Here is a 14,835-nt window from a genome sequence, read left to right on the forward strand (position 1 = left end):
CAGAAGTTGAGATCAGCCTGACGAACCGCCGGATGCGTGGCCCGCATGTCCGGTGGTGTGGGAGGCGGGTCGGGTGACCGACCCGCCTACCCGATTCCGCTATCGAGTGCGTGTGCGAGCGTGTGTCGCTGTGAGCCGCCCTGTGTCGGTGTTCGTGGCTTATCCGTGGCCTGGAAATCGGACCGTTTCCGCATGTCGGCGCCCTCGCGACCGTCACACCACGAGTCTGGTGTGAGCCACGCCGGAGACCGGCACGGCGTATGGGGAAGGAAGGACTGCGATGGTCAACGGCGAGATCCTTGCGGCTGTGTCGGCCCTCATCTGCAATGGACGAGGGTTCGACGGCGAGGCCGTGGCGCGCTTCTTTGACGATCGAGGCTGGTTGTTGGTTAGCAACTATCCGTATCCTCGTCAGTGGCGGCTTCATGGCGTCGACGCGGTTTACGAACGTGGGGAAACTCGTGACTCGATTGCCTTCATACTTCATGAGTCGCACTCCGATTGGGGCCCCACCGACGAGCAACTTGCCGAGCTGAACCACGTTCTGGCAGACGTAACGCGGCAGCTTGTCGAGGGTTTGGGCAAGACGTTCGAAGTAGCTGAAGTAAAGGATGATCCATGTCGGATGACGGAGGAGATCGACGTCCGCTACTTCCGGATTGGTTCCTTCCTAATGCAGACCGGCATCTTTGTTGGCGATGGGGTACTGCCAACGATGATCATTGCTCGGCTGGAGGATGTCTGAGCTGAGGTTTTTGAACGTCCCTATGAGCCGGCCACCCCTTGAGGCCGAGCTGAGGGGTGGCCGGCTTGCGTGAGTCCGTGCCCTTCTCAGCCTTCAGAACTGTCGCCGAGGGCGTCTTCGATCGCCTTGTTCGCGGCCCTGTCCTGATCGTCCAGGACCCATGAGTATGTGGACATCATGATCTCGACGCTGTGCCCCGCACGTTCCGCGATGAGCGCGGGATCGCGGGTGCTTCGCAAACCGAGCGACACGCCGGCATGCCGGAGGTCGTAAGGGACCGCCGCCATGAGTGAGCCAACGCGGTCGGGCGTCATCGCGAACGGCCGAGCCTCCCGCCAGACGCGCGAATAGGTGGACGCCACAATTCGGCCGCCGCGTTCGTTGCCGAAGACGCGTCCACCGCTGTTCTTTCCGGAAAATTCATGGATGTGTTCCTTCAGCATGGCGACCAGAAGCGGCGGGATCGGGACTGGCCGGATCTCGTCTTCAGCGCGCTGCTTGAGTCCCTTGTCGTCGTGCAGCGTCCCGGAGTCCGTCCATGCCTTCCCGGCGGTCGGAGTGGCCTTTTCCAGCGTCAGCAGACCCCATCCCTTGTCAGGCAGGTGACAGTCAGAAACGCGGAGCGCTATGACCTCCTCGGGCCGCATCATCGCGTAGTACATGCACGCGAAGAAGGCGACCAGGCGCCGGCCCCGCCCGCGGTCCCACGACCCGACGTAGGAGACTGCCGCCAGCAACTCGGCGACCTGGGCAGGATTCGGAACGCGGCGCCGGTCGAGGCGCTTCGATGCCTTCGGTGGTGTCCATGTGATCCGCTTGAACGGGTCTTCGTCGAGGTGCCCGACCTCGATCGCGTACTTAACGATGTTTCCGACGACTCGCCGACGACGTAGCACGGTGTTCGCCTTGCCCTGCTGGCCGTCCATCGTCAGCAGCATCGTGTCCAGGACCGCGCGAGCGGTAGCCGCGTCTTCGATTGAAGTGACGGGCAACGAGGCGCGCTTGAGCCAGTGAAGCGCCTTCCAGTTGACCGGCGGAGGCTCCGCGGCGTCAGCATGGCCGGAGCGTTCTCGTGATCTGAGACGGCGCTTCGCGTGAGCTGCGGCACGAGCACGGACGAGGCCGCCGATGGTAGGGGTTTGACAGGAAAGCACGGGTCCTGATGATCGTGTGGTGTCGAATCAGCACCATCACAGGAGCCGTGCTTTCCGTGTCATCTTCCCTGATCGAGGACCTGTCGCGCCAGCTTGAGGACGTGGTGCTGCCCTGCGGGGTCGCTGAGCTGCCCGGTCTGCCGACGCTTCTGCAGGCCCTGGCCGACGTCCCAGATCCGCGCGCGGTGCGCGGGCGGCGTTTCGCGCTGCCGTTCCTGTTGGCCACCGCGGTACTGGCGGTGCTGGCCGGGGCCAGATCGATCGCGGCGATCGCACGCTGGCATGCCACCGCGGACGCAGCCGTGGTGGCCGCGCTCGGCGGCGACCCGATACGGCCGGCGGCCTCGACCATCGGCCGGGTGCTGCATCGGATCTGCGCCGACACGCTGGATGACGCCGTGTTCGGCTGGGTCAACACCATCGTGGCCCTCGGCGATGTCGGCGGCGCCGTGCCGGCCGGACTGGGCGTCGACGGCAAGGCGGTACGCGGCGCCAAGGACGCCGACGGCAAGGCCCCACACCTGGTCGCCGCCGTCCGGCACGACACCGGCACGGTCGCCGGCCAGCGGCAGGTGCCGAAGAAGACCAACGAGATCACCGCGTTCGCTCCGCTGCTGGACACCATCGACATCACCGGTATGACCATCACCGCCGATGCGCTTCACCCCCAACGCAAACACGCCCTCTACCTGCGCGAGCGCAAGGCGTTCTACGCCTTCTACGCCATGGGCAACCAGCCCAAGCTCTTCGACGCCCTGGACATACTGCCCTGGGAGGACCGCGATCCAGACCACACAGACATCACCTTCGGCCGCGGCCGGATCGAGACCCGCACCATCCGCGTCCTGCCGGCCCCGAAGGGGCTGCGCTTCCCCGACGCCCGGCAGGTGTTCCTGATCGAACGCGAGGTCACCGACACCGCAGGCCAACGGCTGTCCCTGGTCGCCGTGCTCGGCCTCACCAGCCTCACCCCCGACCACGCCACCCCGGCCGAACTCGCCGCACTGATGCGCGGCCGGTGGAAGACCGAGGCCGTCCACCAGATCCGCGACGTCACCTACACCGAAGACGCCTCCCGCATCCGCACCGGATCCGCCCCACGCGTCATGGCCACCCTGCGCAGTCTGGCCATCAGCTTGCTGCGCCTGGTCGGCTGGACCAACATCCCCGCCGCCAACCAGCACATGGCCGCCCATCACCGCGACGCCCTCAGCCTGCCCGGTCTCGCATCATGTGAACGCTTCGGCCATGGCTTGCGGTGGAAGCTCAAGGACCGCAAGCAGCCCTGCTCCCGTAACTTCCCTTCGGAGAACGCAGCCGACTCGTTCCGATCCGAGTTGGTCACTGCGCGCAATGCCGGCGAGCCATTCGACCTCGACACAGGACTGCCTCTGTCAATTCTCCGCCGGGAGCAGGAGGTCGAAAAAAGGCAGGCCGCCAAGACGCACTTCGAGCTCGCCAAGGAGTACGCGGGGATGAAATGGCCGGACCTGTCCGGCAAGAGCCGTGAAACAACGGCCGGCGTGCTGACCGCCATCACTATCGCGCTGTCCGACGCCCGGCCACGCAAGCCGGACGAGGACGACCTGTGGAAGGTGCTCTACGGCTACGCCTTCGTACCCAACGTTTGGCCGAAGGACGAGCGGCCAAAGCGGGTCATCGCTCCGAACGGCTCCATGGACCTCACCTCCGACCAGCAGATCGCGCTGGACTGGCTGCGCAAGGCCTCCATCCCCGCCGAAGAACTCGCCAGAGCCAAAACCATCCGCCGAGCACTGGACGCACTGAAGGTCACACGGGAAGGAGGCCCTATCGCGGACGTGACCTTCAGGCGGCGGCGCGGCGTACTGAGCAACTACCTGTCCTTTCTCATTGAGAACGAGGTCTTGGAATCCAACCCACTTGACAAGCTGAAGAAGACCGAGAAGAAGATCCCGAAAGCCGTCCTTCCGGTCGAGCCGGAGGTCGCCTTCAGCCCGGCCCAGGGCATCGAACTCCTGGTCGCTCTGACGTACGTCGGCAGCTTCAAGCGCGCCCGCGGCCGGCGGCTGGTCGTCTTCTTCGCGCTGGTCATCTTCGGCGGACTGCGCCCGGAGGAAGCCCTCGGCCTCGTCCGTCAGGACTGCACTCTGCCACGCGGCCAGTGGGGCACGGTCAAGGCCCGGCACACCAAGCCGACCGCGGGCAAGCGCTGGACCGACACCGGCAACATCCACGACGACCGCGGGCTGAAGGGGCGTAGTGAGACAGAGGTCCGGCCGGTCCCGATTCCACCAATCCTCGTCGACATCATCCTGGCCCACATCGAGGAGTTCGGCCTCGCAGCCGACGGTCGCATCGTGCGCAACGAGCGCGGAGGCGTCCCAGTCTCCTCCACGCTGACCAGGGCATGGCAGGAGGCGAGGAAGTTCGCGCTCACCCCCGAACAGGTGGACTCGCCGCTGGCCGATACGCCCTACACGGGCCGCCACACCGCCCTGTCGCTTCAGCTGAGCGCCGGCGTTGACCCGGCGGACGTCGCCAGACGAGCGGGCAACAGCATCGAGGTACTACTGCGGATCTATGCGAAGTTCATTGTCGGCATGGACGAGATCAACAACAAGAAAATCGACGAGATGCTAGGCGGTATCAGCTACGGCGACACCGCCCTGCCGGGGGAGGAACCACCCCAGGAGTGATCGCCTGAAGACCCGCTCTGTGCCCGAGCCATGCCCCGGCTCGGGCATAGGGCCTAAACCCGGCCAAATCGCCTACGCGTCCGAAGCGTGGGAGCTATTCCGTTTCAGGCCATGTAAGGCACGCCACGGCCTGATCGAACTTCGTGATCGTCTGTTCCATATCGAACCCATCGACGGCCTGCACGCTTAGATCGATGGAGAGCCAGCGTGAGTCGTGCGGTACCGCGATCACGTATTCGATGCGCTTGCGGTTAGCCGGTTCAGCATCGGCTTCGGACTCCGAAACAGCGACGCTGTGATCAATACGGACCGCCGCAGAACCCGCGATCACGCCGGTACGGGCGCCAGAAGCATCCCGGGCTACACGTGCCACAACCTCGGCCGGTTCCGGCACGGCTGGTGCGGGGATCACGACCTCGGCCACCAGGACGGCCGCTCCCGGCGTTGCCGCACCGCCGGACTTTGGCGTTGGTACCAGCAGTTCGAACCCGCGCTTGGCGCGCGCGGCGGCGATCTGTGTCGCGAACAGCGCCGTGATCACGGCTCTGGTCTGTTCGGCGGCCTCGGCCGGAATCGCGTCGAACATCACATCCAGGAAGGCTTTGACGTCTGCCTCAGCGTGCTCGTTCAGGCGGATCCGACACCAATCCTCCCCCAGGGCGAGACGGTAGGTAATCGGTTCGCGCTCAGGGGTTACGGGGTCCATGGAAGCCTTTGTACACTCGGGCTCCGCGGCGCGTCGAATACGAACTCGAATATACGTGTCGTGTTTACGCATGCCGCTGTGCTGTGCTGTGCCTGGTCGGTGGCGTCTACACGGGGAGGGGGCTACCTGTGGTGCGTCCGAGCGGGTGGGACGTGTTGGGTCTAGATGGGGATCCGACGCCCGGCGTCGTGGAATCCATCCAGGCTCTAGCGAAGGAGTTCGGCGACTTCTCTCACGACGTGGAACACGCGTGGTCCTCGCTGAACTCCTTTGGAGCCGACGCGACCGCGCTGTCGTGGGTAGGACAGACCGCCGACGCCTTCAAGTCCAACTTCGGCCCTCTACCCGGCCGTCTACAGAAGCTGTACATCTCATATGGCGAGGCCTCCGACGCCCTCTCCGCGTACTGGCCCAAGATGCAGGCCGCACAGGACAAGGCGGACGCCGCACTGCGCCAAGGCCAAGACGCCGAAGTCGATGTCTCCCGCGCCACCGGCACCGCCAACAACGCCGCTGCGGACCTGAAGACCGCCCAATCGGGCACCGACCCGAAAGCAACAGCCGACGCCCAAACTGCCCACGACAACGCCCAGAAGGCTCTGTCCGACGCCAAAGGCCGGTTGGGTGCTCTCGCTGCCCAAGCGCGCCAAGCGCATGACGACCTTGAAGCCGCAGGCAAGGAATGCGCCAAGGCCCTGCACCACGCCCAATCCGACGGCATCCATAACAAGCACTGGTGGCAACACGTCGGAGAGGCCCTGTCCAACATCGGCGGCAAGATCACTCAATGGTCCGGCGAGATCGGCCAAATAGCCGCCATCCTCGCCCCGGTCCTCAATGGCATCGCCCTGCTCACTGTCGAGGTCCCAGGGCTGGACGTCGTTACCGCCAGCCTCGCCGGTGCCGACGACTTCATCGCTGCGACTGCACCCGAGGTCCTCACCGCCGGCCTCGCTATCAAAGCCACTGGGGACGGGCTCCAGGGACACTGGGATGACCTTGCCCACGACGCGTTTTACCTGGGCGCGTCACGTATGGGCGGGAGGGGCAAGGGGGGCGAGCCAGCCGAAGAGGGTGCGCCGCCTCCAGGAAGCATGGCCGTTAACCAGCGGGTCAGGATCGGCGACAAGGATGTCACCTTCAAAGGGCTGCCCGATCCGGGTGCCCTCCCGGCCCCGGCCGTTGGCGCGGAAAGCGGCATCGAGACTGCGGCGTCGGATGAAGAACTGGCCAACGAAATCAAAGAGAAGAACGAGACTCGGGAAGGGACACCCGAGGCGATTAGCACTGTAGCCTCTGACGTACATCTTCCCGATGCGTCCGCCGCTGATCCCTTGGCGACGGGAGCAATGGTCACAGGTGCTGTCGCCGATCGGATCAGGAAGAAAATACGCGAAAGGTTCGACCATTGACCACGATCGTTGACACCACATACGCACTTCTCGATGCCGCCCGGACGGATGGCTGGCTGCGAACCGATGTCAGGCGGTCGTTCTCCGATGAACAACTTCTCGATGCCGAGATGTTGAGCAATGCGCTTCTTACCGAAACGGTCTTCGAGGCCTGGTGGGAGCTGCCTGGCGAGCAGTTGCGCGCTGCAGTGGACGCGTTGATGCAGCACCGGTCGCCGGCGCACCCGCCTCTCATCGAGGGCGAAGCGTTTCGCCTAGCTGAGATCCTGGTCGATCGCAGGAAAAACGATTACCTCCTCACCTTGGACATGACTCTGGCGATGCTCAACGCCTCGCATGCCGCTGAGGGACTGTCGGTCGCGGAGATCCGTTCTCGTCTAGAGCGCAGCGCTGAGGAGTTCTTTAGCGAAGTACGCCCCACGCTTCCTGCCGAATTGCCGCCGGGTACGTCGGCACGCCGCAGTTTGCTCACGCCACGGTCGATCGACGTTGTACCCGATGCCCGGAACGGTCGGGTCGACCTTGGTCGGCTGCTTGTTCCTTTGGTACCCGGCATGACGCTCAATCCTTCAAACCAGACCGGGCCCGAGTTGGAGCAGATCGAGGTGGTGGTGGGCGAGGACGTGCTGACCCTCGAACTGTTCGAGCTTGAGGATGGGGAGGACTGGAACCTATTCCGCCGAGTCAACAAGCAAGAGTTCGAAGAAGCGGGCCGGGAAGTCAGGGAGCGACTTGGCATCTTCGGCGTCCAGCTCCTGTCGTACGTCCCTGTTGCGGGCGGGTTCCACCGGCTACGGTTCATCGGTCATGAAGAGCCGGGATGGTGCCTGCGCGGCATCGTCACGGGCCCGGCGGCAAGCGAGCCCACAGGAAGCGACGCGCTGCGTCGGCTGTACTTCGGCACAGTCGTTAACCTCTCCGCCGACGCATTGCGGCTGCCGCAAGATCCTGAGCATCTGCGCTTGGTGCATCGGGAGACTGAAGGAACTGTTCGCATCATCAGTTAAGAGCAGTCTGAAATCGCGCAAGACGCTTCCGGAAGGACCGTCGCAGAGGCGCTCTGTGTCCGAATCGTGCCCGAGTCCGGGCGCGGAGCCGTGTCGTGCGGGGCCAAACTGGCATTTATCAGGGAACAGATACCCGCTCCGGAGGCGGGTGCGTAGGTTCGAATCCTACCGGGGGCACATATGATGATCGGAAGATCTGAATAATGATGGCGCCCGGCGGGGTTTACCGTCGGGCGCTGTTCACGCCTCTACGTCTCGTAGGCCACAGCTTCATCGTCTGGCGTGCGGCGTAGGCGCTCGTGCCGTTCTTAGTCGTGTCAGGGAACGACAGTCGGTCGACAGCCCATCTCATCCCGGTGGCGCCGGGTCAGAAGCCTTGGCGGGTCTATTTCAGCTGGTGAGACTCACAGGGGCCGGCTACCGATGCAGCGAGTACTTGTGCTGGCCGGAGAGCACGAGTTCCCCGCGCTGGTTGTGGATTGTGGCGGCGGTGACCACGATGCCGATCTCGCCTTGTGGTTCAAGGGCGGTGATGGTCAGGGCGGGGTACAGGGTGTCGCCGGAGTGGACCTCGCCGAGGAAGCTGCACGACACTTCGAGGAAGCTTATGAATACTTCGCCGATGACGTGTGGGAAGAGGGTGGCTCCGGGGGCGGTGAAGGCGAGCACCTGCAGGCCGTGGACGACCGGTGCGCTGTGGCCGTGCGTGCGCGCCCACTCCGTGTCGTAGTGAATCGGGTGGTTGTCCGCCGACACTGTCTGGAACGCGGCTGCGTGGGCATCGGTGAGGGTGCGGCTCGGGGCCCGGAACACCTCGCCTACCTTGAGGTCGTTGAACGTCCGTGGCGGGACGAGGAGGAAGGCATTCGGGTCGAACGGTGCTTCGCCGGTGTGCTGATCGCTGGTCAAAATGCGACTCCTGTTCTATGGCCGATCTTCGCCACGAATCTAGAAGCCGGCCGTCGATAGCTTGTGCCGCGGAGTGCACGGTGTCTGTGCGTTGAAGGAACATGCCGATGCCGGGCACGGGGCTGTGTGCTTCTGGACTTTGCCTCGTACGTCGTGAGGCAGATCCTGCTCCCTCGTGGGTGATTCCGTCAGCCAGTATCGGTGCACTGGGTGCTTTGCAACCGTGCGCTGGAAGACAACTTGATGGCCCGGGCTGGGTCGACAGTGGCGGTGACCAACCTGACGGAAAGAAGCACCGATGGCACCGAAGAACGCCGACTCCGCCTGGTCCCCATTGCGGCAGCCGGTGTTTCGCGCGCTGTGGCTGGCCCAGTTCGCCTCGAACATCGGCAGTTGGATGCAGACGGTCGGGGCGCAGTGGCTGCTCGTCGCGCACGGCGCGGCACTGCTGTCGTTCGTTCAGGTCGCCGCGGGCTTGCCGGTGCTGGTGCTGGCCCTTCCGGCCGGTGTGCTGGCGGACCTCGTGGATCGCAGACGTCTGTTGTTGACGGTCCAAGGCGGGATGGCGGCGGTCGCGGTGGTGCTGGCCGTGATGGCGTTCGCCGGTGGGCTGGGGCCTTGGACGCTGCTGGGCCTGACGCTGTTGCTGGGGTGCGGCACGGCGTTGAACGGCCCGGCTTGGCAGGCGCTGCAACCGACGCTGGTGCCGCGCGAACAGCTCAGGCCCGCCTCCGCGCTGGGTGCGGTGAACCAGAACGTCGCACGGGCGATCGGTCCGGCGCTCGGCGGGTTGCTGGTCGCCGCGGCGGGGGTGGGATGGACCTTCGCGCTCAACGCGGTGTCGTTCGCGGGGATCCTGGTGGTGCTTGCCCGCTGGCGACCAGCCGAGACCGCACCGCGTTCCGAGCAGGAGCGGGAGCAGGCGTTGGCGGCGCTTCGGGCCGGGACCCGCTATGTGCGCCATAGCCCGAGAGTTCGCAGGATCCTGCTCCGCAGCGCCCTATTCGTTCCCGGCGCCGCAGCCCTGTGGGCGCTGATCCCGTTGACCGCGCACCAGACGCTGGGCATGGGGTCCGCCGGATACGGAGTGCTGCTGGGTGCGGTCGGGATCGGCGCGATCGCGGGCGCCTGGGTTCTTCCCAAGACCGCTGCGCTGATCGGCAACGATCGGACACTCGCGCTTGCGGGAGCGATGTTCGCGGCAGCGCTGCTCGCTGTGGACTACGTGGCGGTGGCGGCGGTTGCTTTCGCCGCGTTGCTGGTAGCGGGCATCGCGTGGATCTGGGCGCTGTCGACGCTCAACGCCGCGCTCCAACTCGGGCTGCCGGCCTGGGTCCGGGCCCGGGCTGTGGCCTTCTACCTGCTCGTGTTCCAAGGCGGCATGGCGGTGGGTGCGTTCGTGTGGGGTGTGATCGCCCAGTGGGCGGGGCTGTCCACGGCGCTGGCGGCAGCGGCTGCCTTGCTCGTCGTGGGGGTGGCGGTATCGAGATGGCTGCCGCTTCGAGACCGCCAGGTCGACCCCACGCTTAGCGACACCTGGCCGGAACCGCGACTGGTCATGGAGCCGGCTCCTCAGGACGGCCCGGTGATGGTGGTTGTCGAATACCTGGTTCTCGAACCGAACGTCGAGGCGTTCGTGAAGGCCATGGCGAGGGTGGAGTCCTCGCGGCGCCGCACAGGGGCCACATCCTGGGGCCTCTATCGGGACGCCGCCAGAAGCGACCGCTTCCTGGAGACCTTCACCGTCAGATCCTGGGCGGAGCACCTTGCCCAGCATCACGAGCGCTACACCGGGATCGACCGTGAGCTCCTGGCCGAGGCGAAGGCCTTGACCGAGCGGGAGCCGGTTGCGACGCACGCGTTCATGCAGCGTTCGTAGCCACCGGGACCGCCCTGGCCCGCGGCGTCGGCAGTGGAATATTGAACTTTCAACTACCGTTGGTGACGGCGACCGTGAGTTGACCGAGGAGGACGTCGTGCCTGCTGTGACCGTAGAGAACCCGTTGGCGCTGCCCCGTATCGCCGCTCCCGCCCCCGACGCGGTGCCGCGGCCGGTGCTGGCGGTGAAGACCGCGCCGAGTGGTTTCGAGGGTGAGGGTTTCCCGGTGCACCGGGCGTTCGCCGGGATCCGCAGCGAGTACCTGGACCCGTTCATCATGATGGATCAGATGGGCGAGGTGGAGTACGCGGCAGGCGAGCCGAAGGGCACCCCCTGGCATCCGCACCGCGGTTTTGAGACCGTCACCTACATCATCGACGGCACGTTCATACACCAGGACTCCCACGGTGGCGGCGGTGTCATCACCGACGGCGACACCCAGTGGATGACCGCCGGCTCCGGGCTGCTGCACATCGAGACGCCGCCGGAGAAGCTGGTGCAGACCGGCGGCTGGTTCCACGGCATCCAGCTGTGGGTGAACCTGCCCAAGGCCAAGAAGTGGTCCCCGCCGCGCTACCAGGACATCCGCTCCGGCCAGGTGGGCCTGGCCTCCACACAAGACGGCGGCGCGCTGGTGCGGGTCATCGCCGGCGGCATCGACGGTGTCGAGGGCCCCGGCGTGACGCACACCCCGATCACGCTGGCGCACCTGTCGATCACGCCGGGCGCGCGCGTGGAGCTGCCGTGGCGCAAAGACTTCAACGCGCTGGTGTACGTGCTCAACGGCCGCGGCACCGTCGGTGCCGGCGAGCGTCCGATCAAGTCCGCGCAGGCCGCGGTCCTGGGCGCCGGCGACACCATCGTCATCGCCGCCGACCAGCAGCAAGAGTCGCGGCACCCGACGATGGACGTGATCGTTCTCGGCGGTGAGCCGATCCGCGAGCCGGTCGTGCACTACGGCCCGTTCGTGATGAACACCGAAGACGAGATTCGGCAAGCCCTTGCCGACTTCCGCGCCGGCAAGATGGGCGTCGAGCCGACCGAGGCGATCCCGCACATCCAGCCCGGCGAAACACCTCCGGCTGCGCAGTGACCACATCGACGGACCAGCCAGACACATCTCAAAGGAAGGCAGGACCATGAGCACGGATGCCGCCCCCGCCATCGAGGTCGTGAGCAACGATAACGAGCACCGCTACGAGATCTTCCGTGACGGGGTACTCGCGGGGTTCACGGAGTACCGCGTGCGCGGGAACCGGGTCGTGTTCATCCACACCGAAATCGGCGATGCCTTCGCCGGCCAGGGGCTGGCCGGCGAACTGGCCGCCCGGGCGCTTGGCGCGGTGGCCGCCACCGGGGCGACCATCGTCCCGGTGTGCCCGTTCATCGCCTCGTGGCTGCGTAGGCATCCTGAGTTCGAAGGACGGGTCAGCTGGGAGGATGCCGAACGATGGATCGCCGGCGACCATGTCCTGGGCGACGGCTCGGGTTCCGGCGCCGTGTGAGGCGTGTGCTGTGAGGTCCGGATATCACCGATCAATGAACTGCGTCTCGCGCCATTCACGGGGCGTCATCCCGTAAGTGGCGCGGAACACTCTGCTGAAATGCGCGGCGCTCGTAAACCCCCATTGGTGGGCGACCGCGGAGATCGTGGAGATGTTCGCGCGACGTGCCAGATCGCGTCGGCACTTCTCCAGGCGACGACGCTGGATCCACCGTCCGACCGTGGCGTCTTCCCCTTCGAACAGCTTGTGTAAGTAGCGCAGCGATATGTGGTGTGCCTGAGCGATGGCCTGCGGGGTCAGGTCTGGGTTGGCGAGGTGCCGGTCGATGTACCCCTGGATCCGCAACAGCATCGCCCGGTTCCCGCCGGGGGTGTCCGCGCTCGGCCGGCCGAGCTTCTCGTCGGCCAGCACGCCGAGCAGTTCCACGAAATTGCGGGCCATCAGTTCACTGGTGCGTGGCGGGTAGGTACCCGCCCCGTCCACCAGCCCGGCCAGGAAGGGTGACAGTAGACCGCCGAGCGGCGTGTCATGGCTGACTGGCGAGGCCGTGACGTGCGCCATCTCGGACTCGCTCAGGCCCAGAACGCTTCTTGGCAGGACCAGCGACTTCGTTCGGAAAGACTGGGGAAGGGTCAGCCGGACGGGGCGTGCCATGTCGTAGATGAAGATGTCTCCCGGCCCCAGGTCTGCTTCACGGCCGTCCTGCTCCAGCCGGGCGACGCCTCGGTCCAGGAGTTTCACGACCACGTAGTCGTCTTCGTTGCCTTGCGCGACGAGCCGACGAGTTCTCAGGGCGGACAGGCAGTCGCCGTCCACCGTGACGGCTTGAAGCCGACCAAGCGGCAGAGTCTGGATTCTGCCGGAATAGACCTCGTTGGGAACGGTCATGTGCACGGCACCGAACGTTCGGGACAGCGCTTCGCGCCAGTACCCCCGTCTGCGGTGGGCGGGCAGCGAATCCGTGGTGTAGAGACTGCCCGAGTGCTGCTCTGGGCCCGGTTCCCGATCTTCCGGCGACATGGTCTCCGCCCTTCGGTCGTACGTTTCCTGATCACCGTGCCAGCGGGCCCGGGTTCACACATCGCGTGAATCCGCTAGATCAGGAGTGCAACGCGAAAGGCCCGCTACTTGACCGCTCCGCCGGTAACGCCGTCGGCGACATAGCGTTGGACGACGACGAGCAGCACAGCCGCCGGCACCGATGCCAGGACGGACGTGGCCATGATCGCGTTCCACTGGCTCGCATGAGCTCCGATGTATTGATAGACGCCCAGCGTGATCGGTCGCACGGCATCGGTGGTGGTCAGCGTGAGGGCGAAGAGGAAGTCACTCCAGGCGAAAAGGAAAGTGAAGATGCCGGCGGTGATCAAAGCGTTCCGGCTGACCGGGAGCACCACCGAGCGGAAGGTGCGCAGCCTTCCTGCTCCGTCCACTCGCGCGGCCTCGATGATCTCGCGGGGGATGCCGAGCATGAACGAACGCATGATGATGATGGCGAAGGGGACGCCGGCGGTGGAGTCGGCGAGAATCAGTCCGGGGTAGGAGTTGAGGAGCCCAAGCTCGTTGTAGGCACCGTAGAGCGCGTTGGCCACGACAATGCCGGGCACCATCTGCGTGAGCAGAGTACCGAAGAGCAGGAGATTGGTCGCTCGGAGGCGGAAATGGGCCATCGCGTAAGCCGCCGGAGTCGCGAGCCCGAGACTGAGCGCGGTGCTGCCGAGTGCCACGACGAAGCTGGTGACGAGATTGCGTCCCTGGTCGTGCAAGGCGATGGCATAACCACTGAAGTCCGGATGGAAGGGGAACCAGCCTCCCTGTAGGGGATTACCTGCGGGTTGGAGCGATGCGTTCACCATCCAGTACACGGGGAACAGCATCAGCGCGAGCAGGGCGATGCCTATGATCGTGGACGCCGGGCCGGGCTTGTGCGCATGCTTCACGGGATCGCTTCTCATGCGTTTTGAGTGCGGCGGTTGGCATGCAGATAGAGGATCGCGAAGAGCAGTGAGATGACGATGAGTATGGTGCTCATCGCGGCACCACGGCCGAACTCGAACTGCTGAAACGACAGTTTGTAGGATTGCGTGGCCAAAGTCTCCGTGGCGTCCGCCGGTCCGCCGCCTGTCACGACCAGGATGATGTCCAGCACCTTGACCGTATAGATCACGCCCAGCACCAGGACGACGGTCACGACGGGGCGCAGCAGCGGCCAGGTGACATGGCGGAACGATGCCAACGGGCCGGCACCGTCCAGTTTTGCCGCTTCGTACAGATGCGTTGGGATGTCCTGCAGGCCGCCATACAGAACCGTGGTGTTGAACGGGATTCCGACCCATACGTTGACGAGGATCACCGACACCAACGCCTGCGAGGTGCCAGTGAGCCAGGGAACGCCTGACGACATGAGGTGCAGCCCGCGCAGCGTGCGGTTGACGACCCCCGTGTCGGGATCGAGCATCCACCTCCACGTCGTACCGGACACCACCAGTGGCAGCAGCCAGGGCAGCAACAGCAGCGACCGGAGAACGCGGCTGAGGGGAAACCTGCGCTGAAAGAAGATGGCGAAAGCCAGGCCGACTGTGAACTGCCCGAATATTGAGCAGAAGGTGAAAAGGAGCGTGGTGAGCAGTTCCTTGGAGAACAGGTCCGACGAAAGGACCTTCGAGTAGTTCCGCATCCCCACGAACGGCGCGACGCCGGTGTAGAACGTCGCGGTCGTGTACTGCTGAAAGCTCATCACGACGTTCTTGGCGATCGGGTAGCCGAAGAACATGAGCAGGTACGCCACCGCGGGCAAGATGAACATCCACCGGGCGAGTGGCTCCCAAACACGCGCCCGC

Annotated in this window: 13 protein-coding genes and 1 tRNA gene; 8 read left to right on the top strand and 6 right to left on the bottom strand. The window is 65.3% G+C overall.

Translation table 11 applies throughout. The features are described 5' to 3' along the window. The first annotated feature begins 280 nt into the window (after nucleotides 1-280). Nucleotides 281-745, top strand: a complete 465-nt coding sequence (locus ABIA35_RS25370) for a hypothetical protein (protein ID WP_370343439.1) — start codon at nucleotides 281-283, stop codon at nucleotides 743-745. Nucleotides 746-831: 86 nt separating this feature from the next. Here the strand turns inward: ABIA35_RS25370 and ABIA35_RS25375 are convergent, their stop codons facing one another. Further along, the gene (locus ABIA35_RS25375; RefSeq protein WP_370343440.1) at nucleotides 832-1,683 is read right to left on the bottom strand and encodes a tyrosine-type recombinase/integrase; all 852 of its coding nucleotides are present in this window, start codon (nucleotides 1,681-1,683) and stop codon (nucleotides 832-834) included. Between the two features lie 272 nt (nucleotides 1,684-1,955). Between ABIA35_RS25375 and ABIA35_RS25380 the strand changes: the two genes are divergently transcribed. After that, the gene (locus tag ABIA35_RS25380; RefSeq protein WP_370359542.1) at nucleotides 1,956-4,577 is read left to right on the top strand and encodes an ISAs1 family transposase; all 2,622 of its coding nucleotides are present in this window, start codon (nucleotides 1,956-1,958) and stop codon (nucleotides 4,575-4,577) included. A gap of 94 nt (nucleotides 4,578-4,671) precedes the next feature. Here ABIA35_RS25380 and ABIA35_RS25385 read toward each other — a convergent pair whose 3' ends face one another. Then, a complete protein-coding gene (locus ABIA35_RS25385; RefSeq protein WP_370359543.1) occupies nucleotides 4,672-5,283 on the bottom strand; it encodes a hypothetical protein in 612 nt (203 codons plus the stop codon). A 188-nt stretch (nucleotides 5,284-5,471) separates the two neighbouring features. Between ABIA35_RS25385 and ABIA35_RS25390 the strand changes: the two genes are divergently transcribed. The 3 genes from ABIA35_RS25390 (at nucleotide 5,472) to ABIA35_RS25400 (ending at nucleotide 7,879) form a co-directional block, all read left to right on the top strand. Further along, nucleotides 5,472-6,695, top strand: coding sequence for a putative T7SS-secreted protein (locus ABIA35_RS25390; RefSeq protein WP_370359544.1), 1,224 nt, complete (start codon nucleotides 5,472-5,474; stop codon nucleotides 6,693-6,695). After that, entirely contained in the window at nucleotides 6,692-7,702 is a 1,011-nt protein-coding gene (locus tag ABIA35_RS25395) for a DUF3710 domain-containing protein (protein ID WP_370343447.1), read from the top strand. The genes ABIA35_RS25390 and ABIA35_RS25395 overlap by 4 nt, the downstream gene beginning before the upstream one ends. Nucleotides 7,703-7,789: 87 nt before the next feature. Further along, nucleotides 7,790-7,879: transfer RNA gene (locus tag ABIA35_RS25400), tRNA-Pro, on the top strand. Between the two features lie 240 nt (nucleotides 7,880-8,119). Here the strand turns inward: ABIA35_RS25400 and ABIA35_RS25405 are convergent. Beyond that, the gene (locus ABIA35_RS25405) at nucleotides 8,120-8,611 is read right to left on the bottom strand and encodes a MaoC family dehydratase (protein WP_370359545.1); all 492 of its coding nucleotides are present in this window, start codon (nucleotides 8,609-8,611) and stop codon (nucleotides 8,120-8,122) included. 298 nt (nucleotides 8,612-8,909) lie between these two features. Here ABIA35_RS25405 and ABIA35_RS25410 point away from each other — a divergent pair, with 298 nt between their 5' ends. From ABIA35_RS25410 to ABIA35_RS25420, 3 genes are all read left to right on the top strand, one after another. Further along, nucleotides 8,910-10,490, top strand: a complete 1,581-nt coding sequence (locus tag ABIA35_RS25410) for an MFS transporter (RefSeq protein WP_370359546.1) — start codon at nucleotides 8,910-8,912, stop codon at nucleotides 10,488-10,490. A gap of 97 nt (nucleotides 10,491-10,587) precedes the next feature. Continuing rightward, nucleotides 10,588-11,583 (top strand): pirin family protein, encoded by a 996-nt coding sequence (locus ABIA35_RS25415; RefSeq protein ID WP_370359547.1) that lies wholly within the window; start codon nucleotides 10,588-10,590, stop codon nucleotides 11,581-11,583. Between the two features lie 46 nt (nucleotides 11,584-11,629). Then, nucleotides 11,630-11,995 carry a GNAT family N-acetyltransferase gene (locus ABIA35_RS25420; protein ID WP_370343453.1) on the top strand — a complete coding sequence of 122 codons (366 nt, stop codon included), beginning with the start codon at nucleotides 11,630-11,632 and terminating at the stop codon, nucleotides 11,993-11,995. 24 nt (nucleotides 11,996-12,019) lie between these two features. On the opposite strand, the gene ABIA35_RS25425 is transcribed toward ABIA35_RS25420, so the two are convergent. The 3 genes from ABIA35_RS25425 to ABIA35_RS25435 form a co-directional block, all read right to left on the bottom strand. Further along, nucleotides 12,020-13,015 carry a helix-turn-helix domain-containing protein gene (locus ABIA35_RS25425; protein WP_370359548.1) on the bottom strand — a complete coding sequence of 332 codons (996 nt, stop codon included), beginning with the start codon at nucleotides 13,013-13,015 and terminating at the stop codon, nucleotides 12,020-12,022. Nucleotides 13,016-13,119: 104 nt separating this feature from the next. Further along, a complete protein-coding gene (locus tag ABIA35_RS25430) occupies nucleotides 13,120-13,950 on the bottom strand; it encodes a carbohydrate ABC transporter permease (RefSeq protein ID WP_370359549.1) in 831 nt (276 codons plus the stop codon). Further along, nucleotides 13,947-14,801 carry a carbohydrate ABC transporter permease gene (locus ABIA35_RS25435; protein ID WP_370359550.1) on the bottom strand — a complete coding sequence of 285 codons (855 nt, stop codon included), beginning with the start codon at nucleotides 14,799-14,801 and terminating at the stop codon, nucleotides 13,947-13,949. The genes ABIA35_RS25430 and ABIA35_RS25435 overlap by 4 nt, the downstream gene beginning before the upstream one ends. Nucleotides 14,802-14,835: the final 34 nt, after the last annotated feature.

Origin of the sequence: Catenulispora sp. MAP12-49, from assembly GCF_041262705.1 — a bacterium.
Taxonomy (GTDB): domain Bacteria; phylum Actinomycetota; class Actinomycetes; order Streptomycetales; family Catenulisporaceae; genus Catenulispora.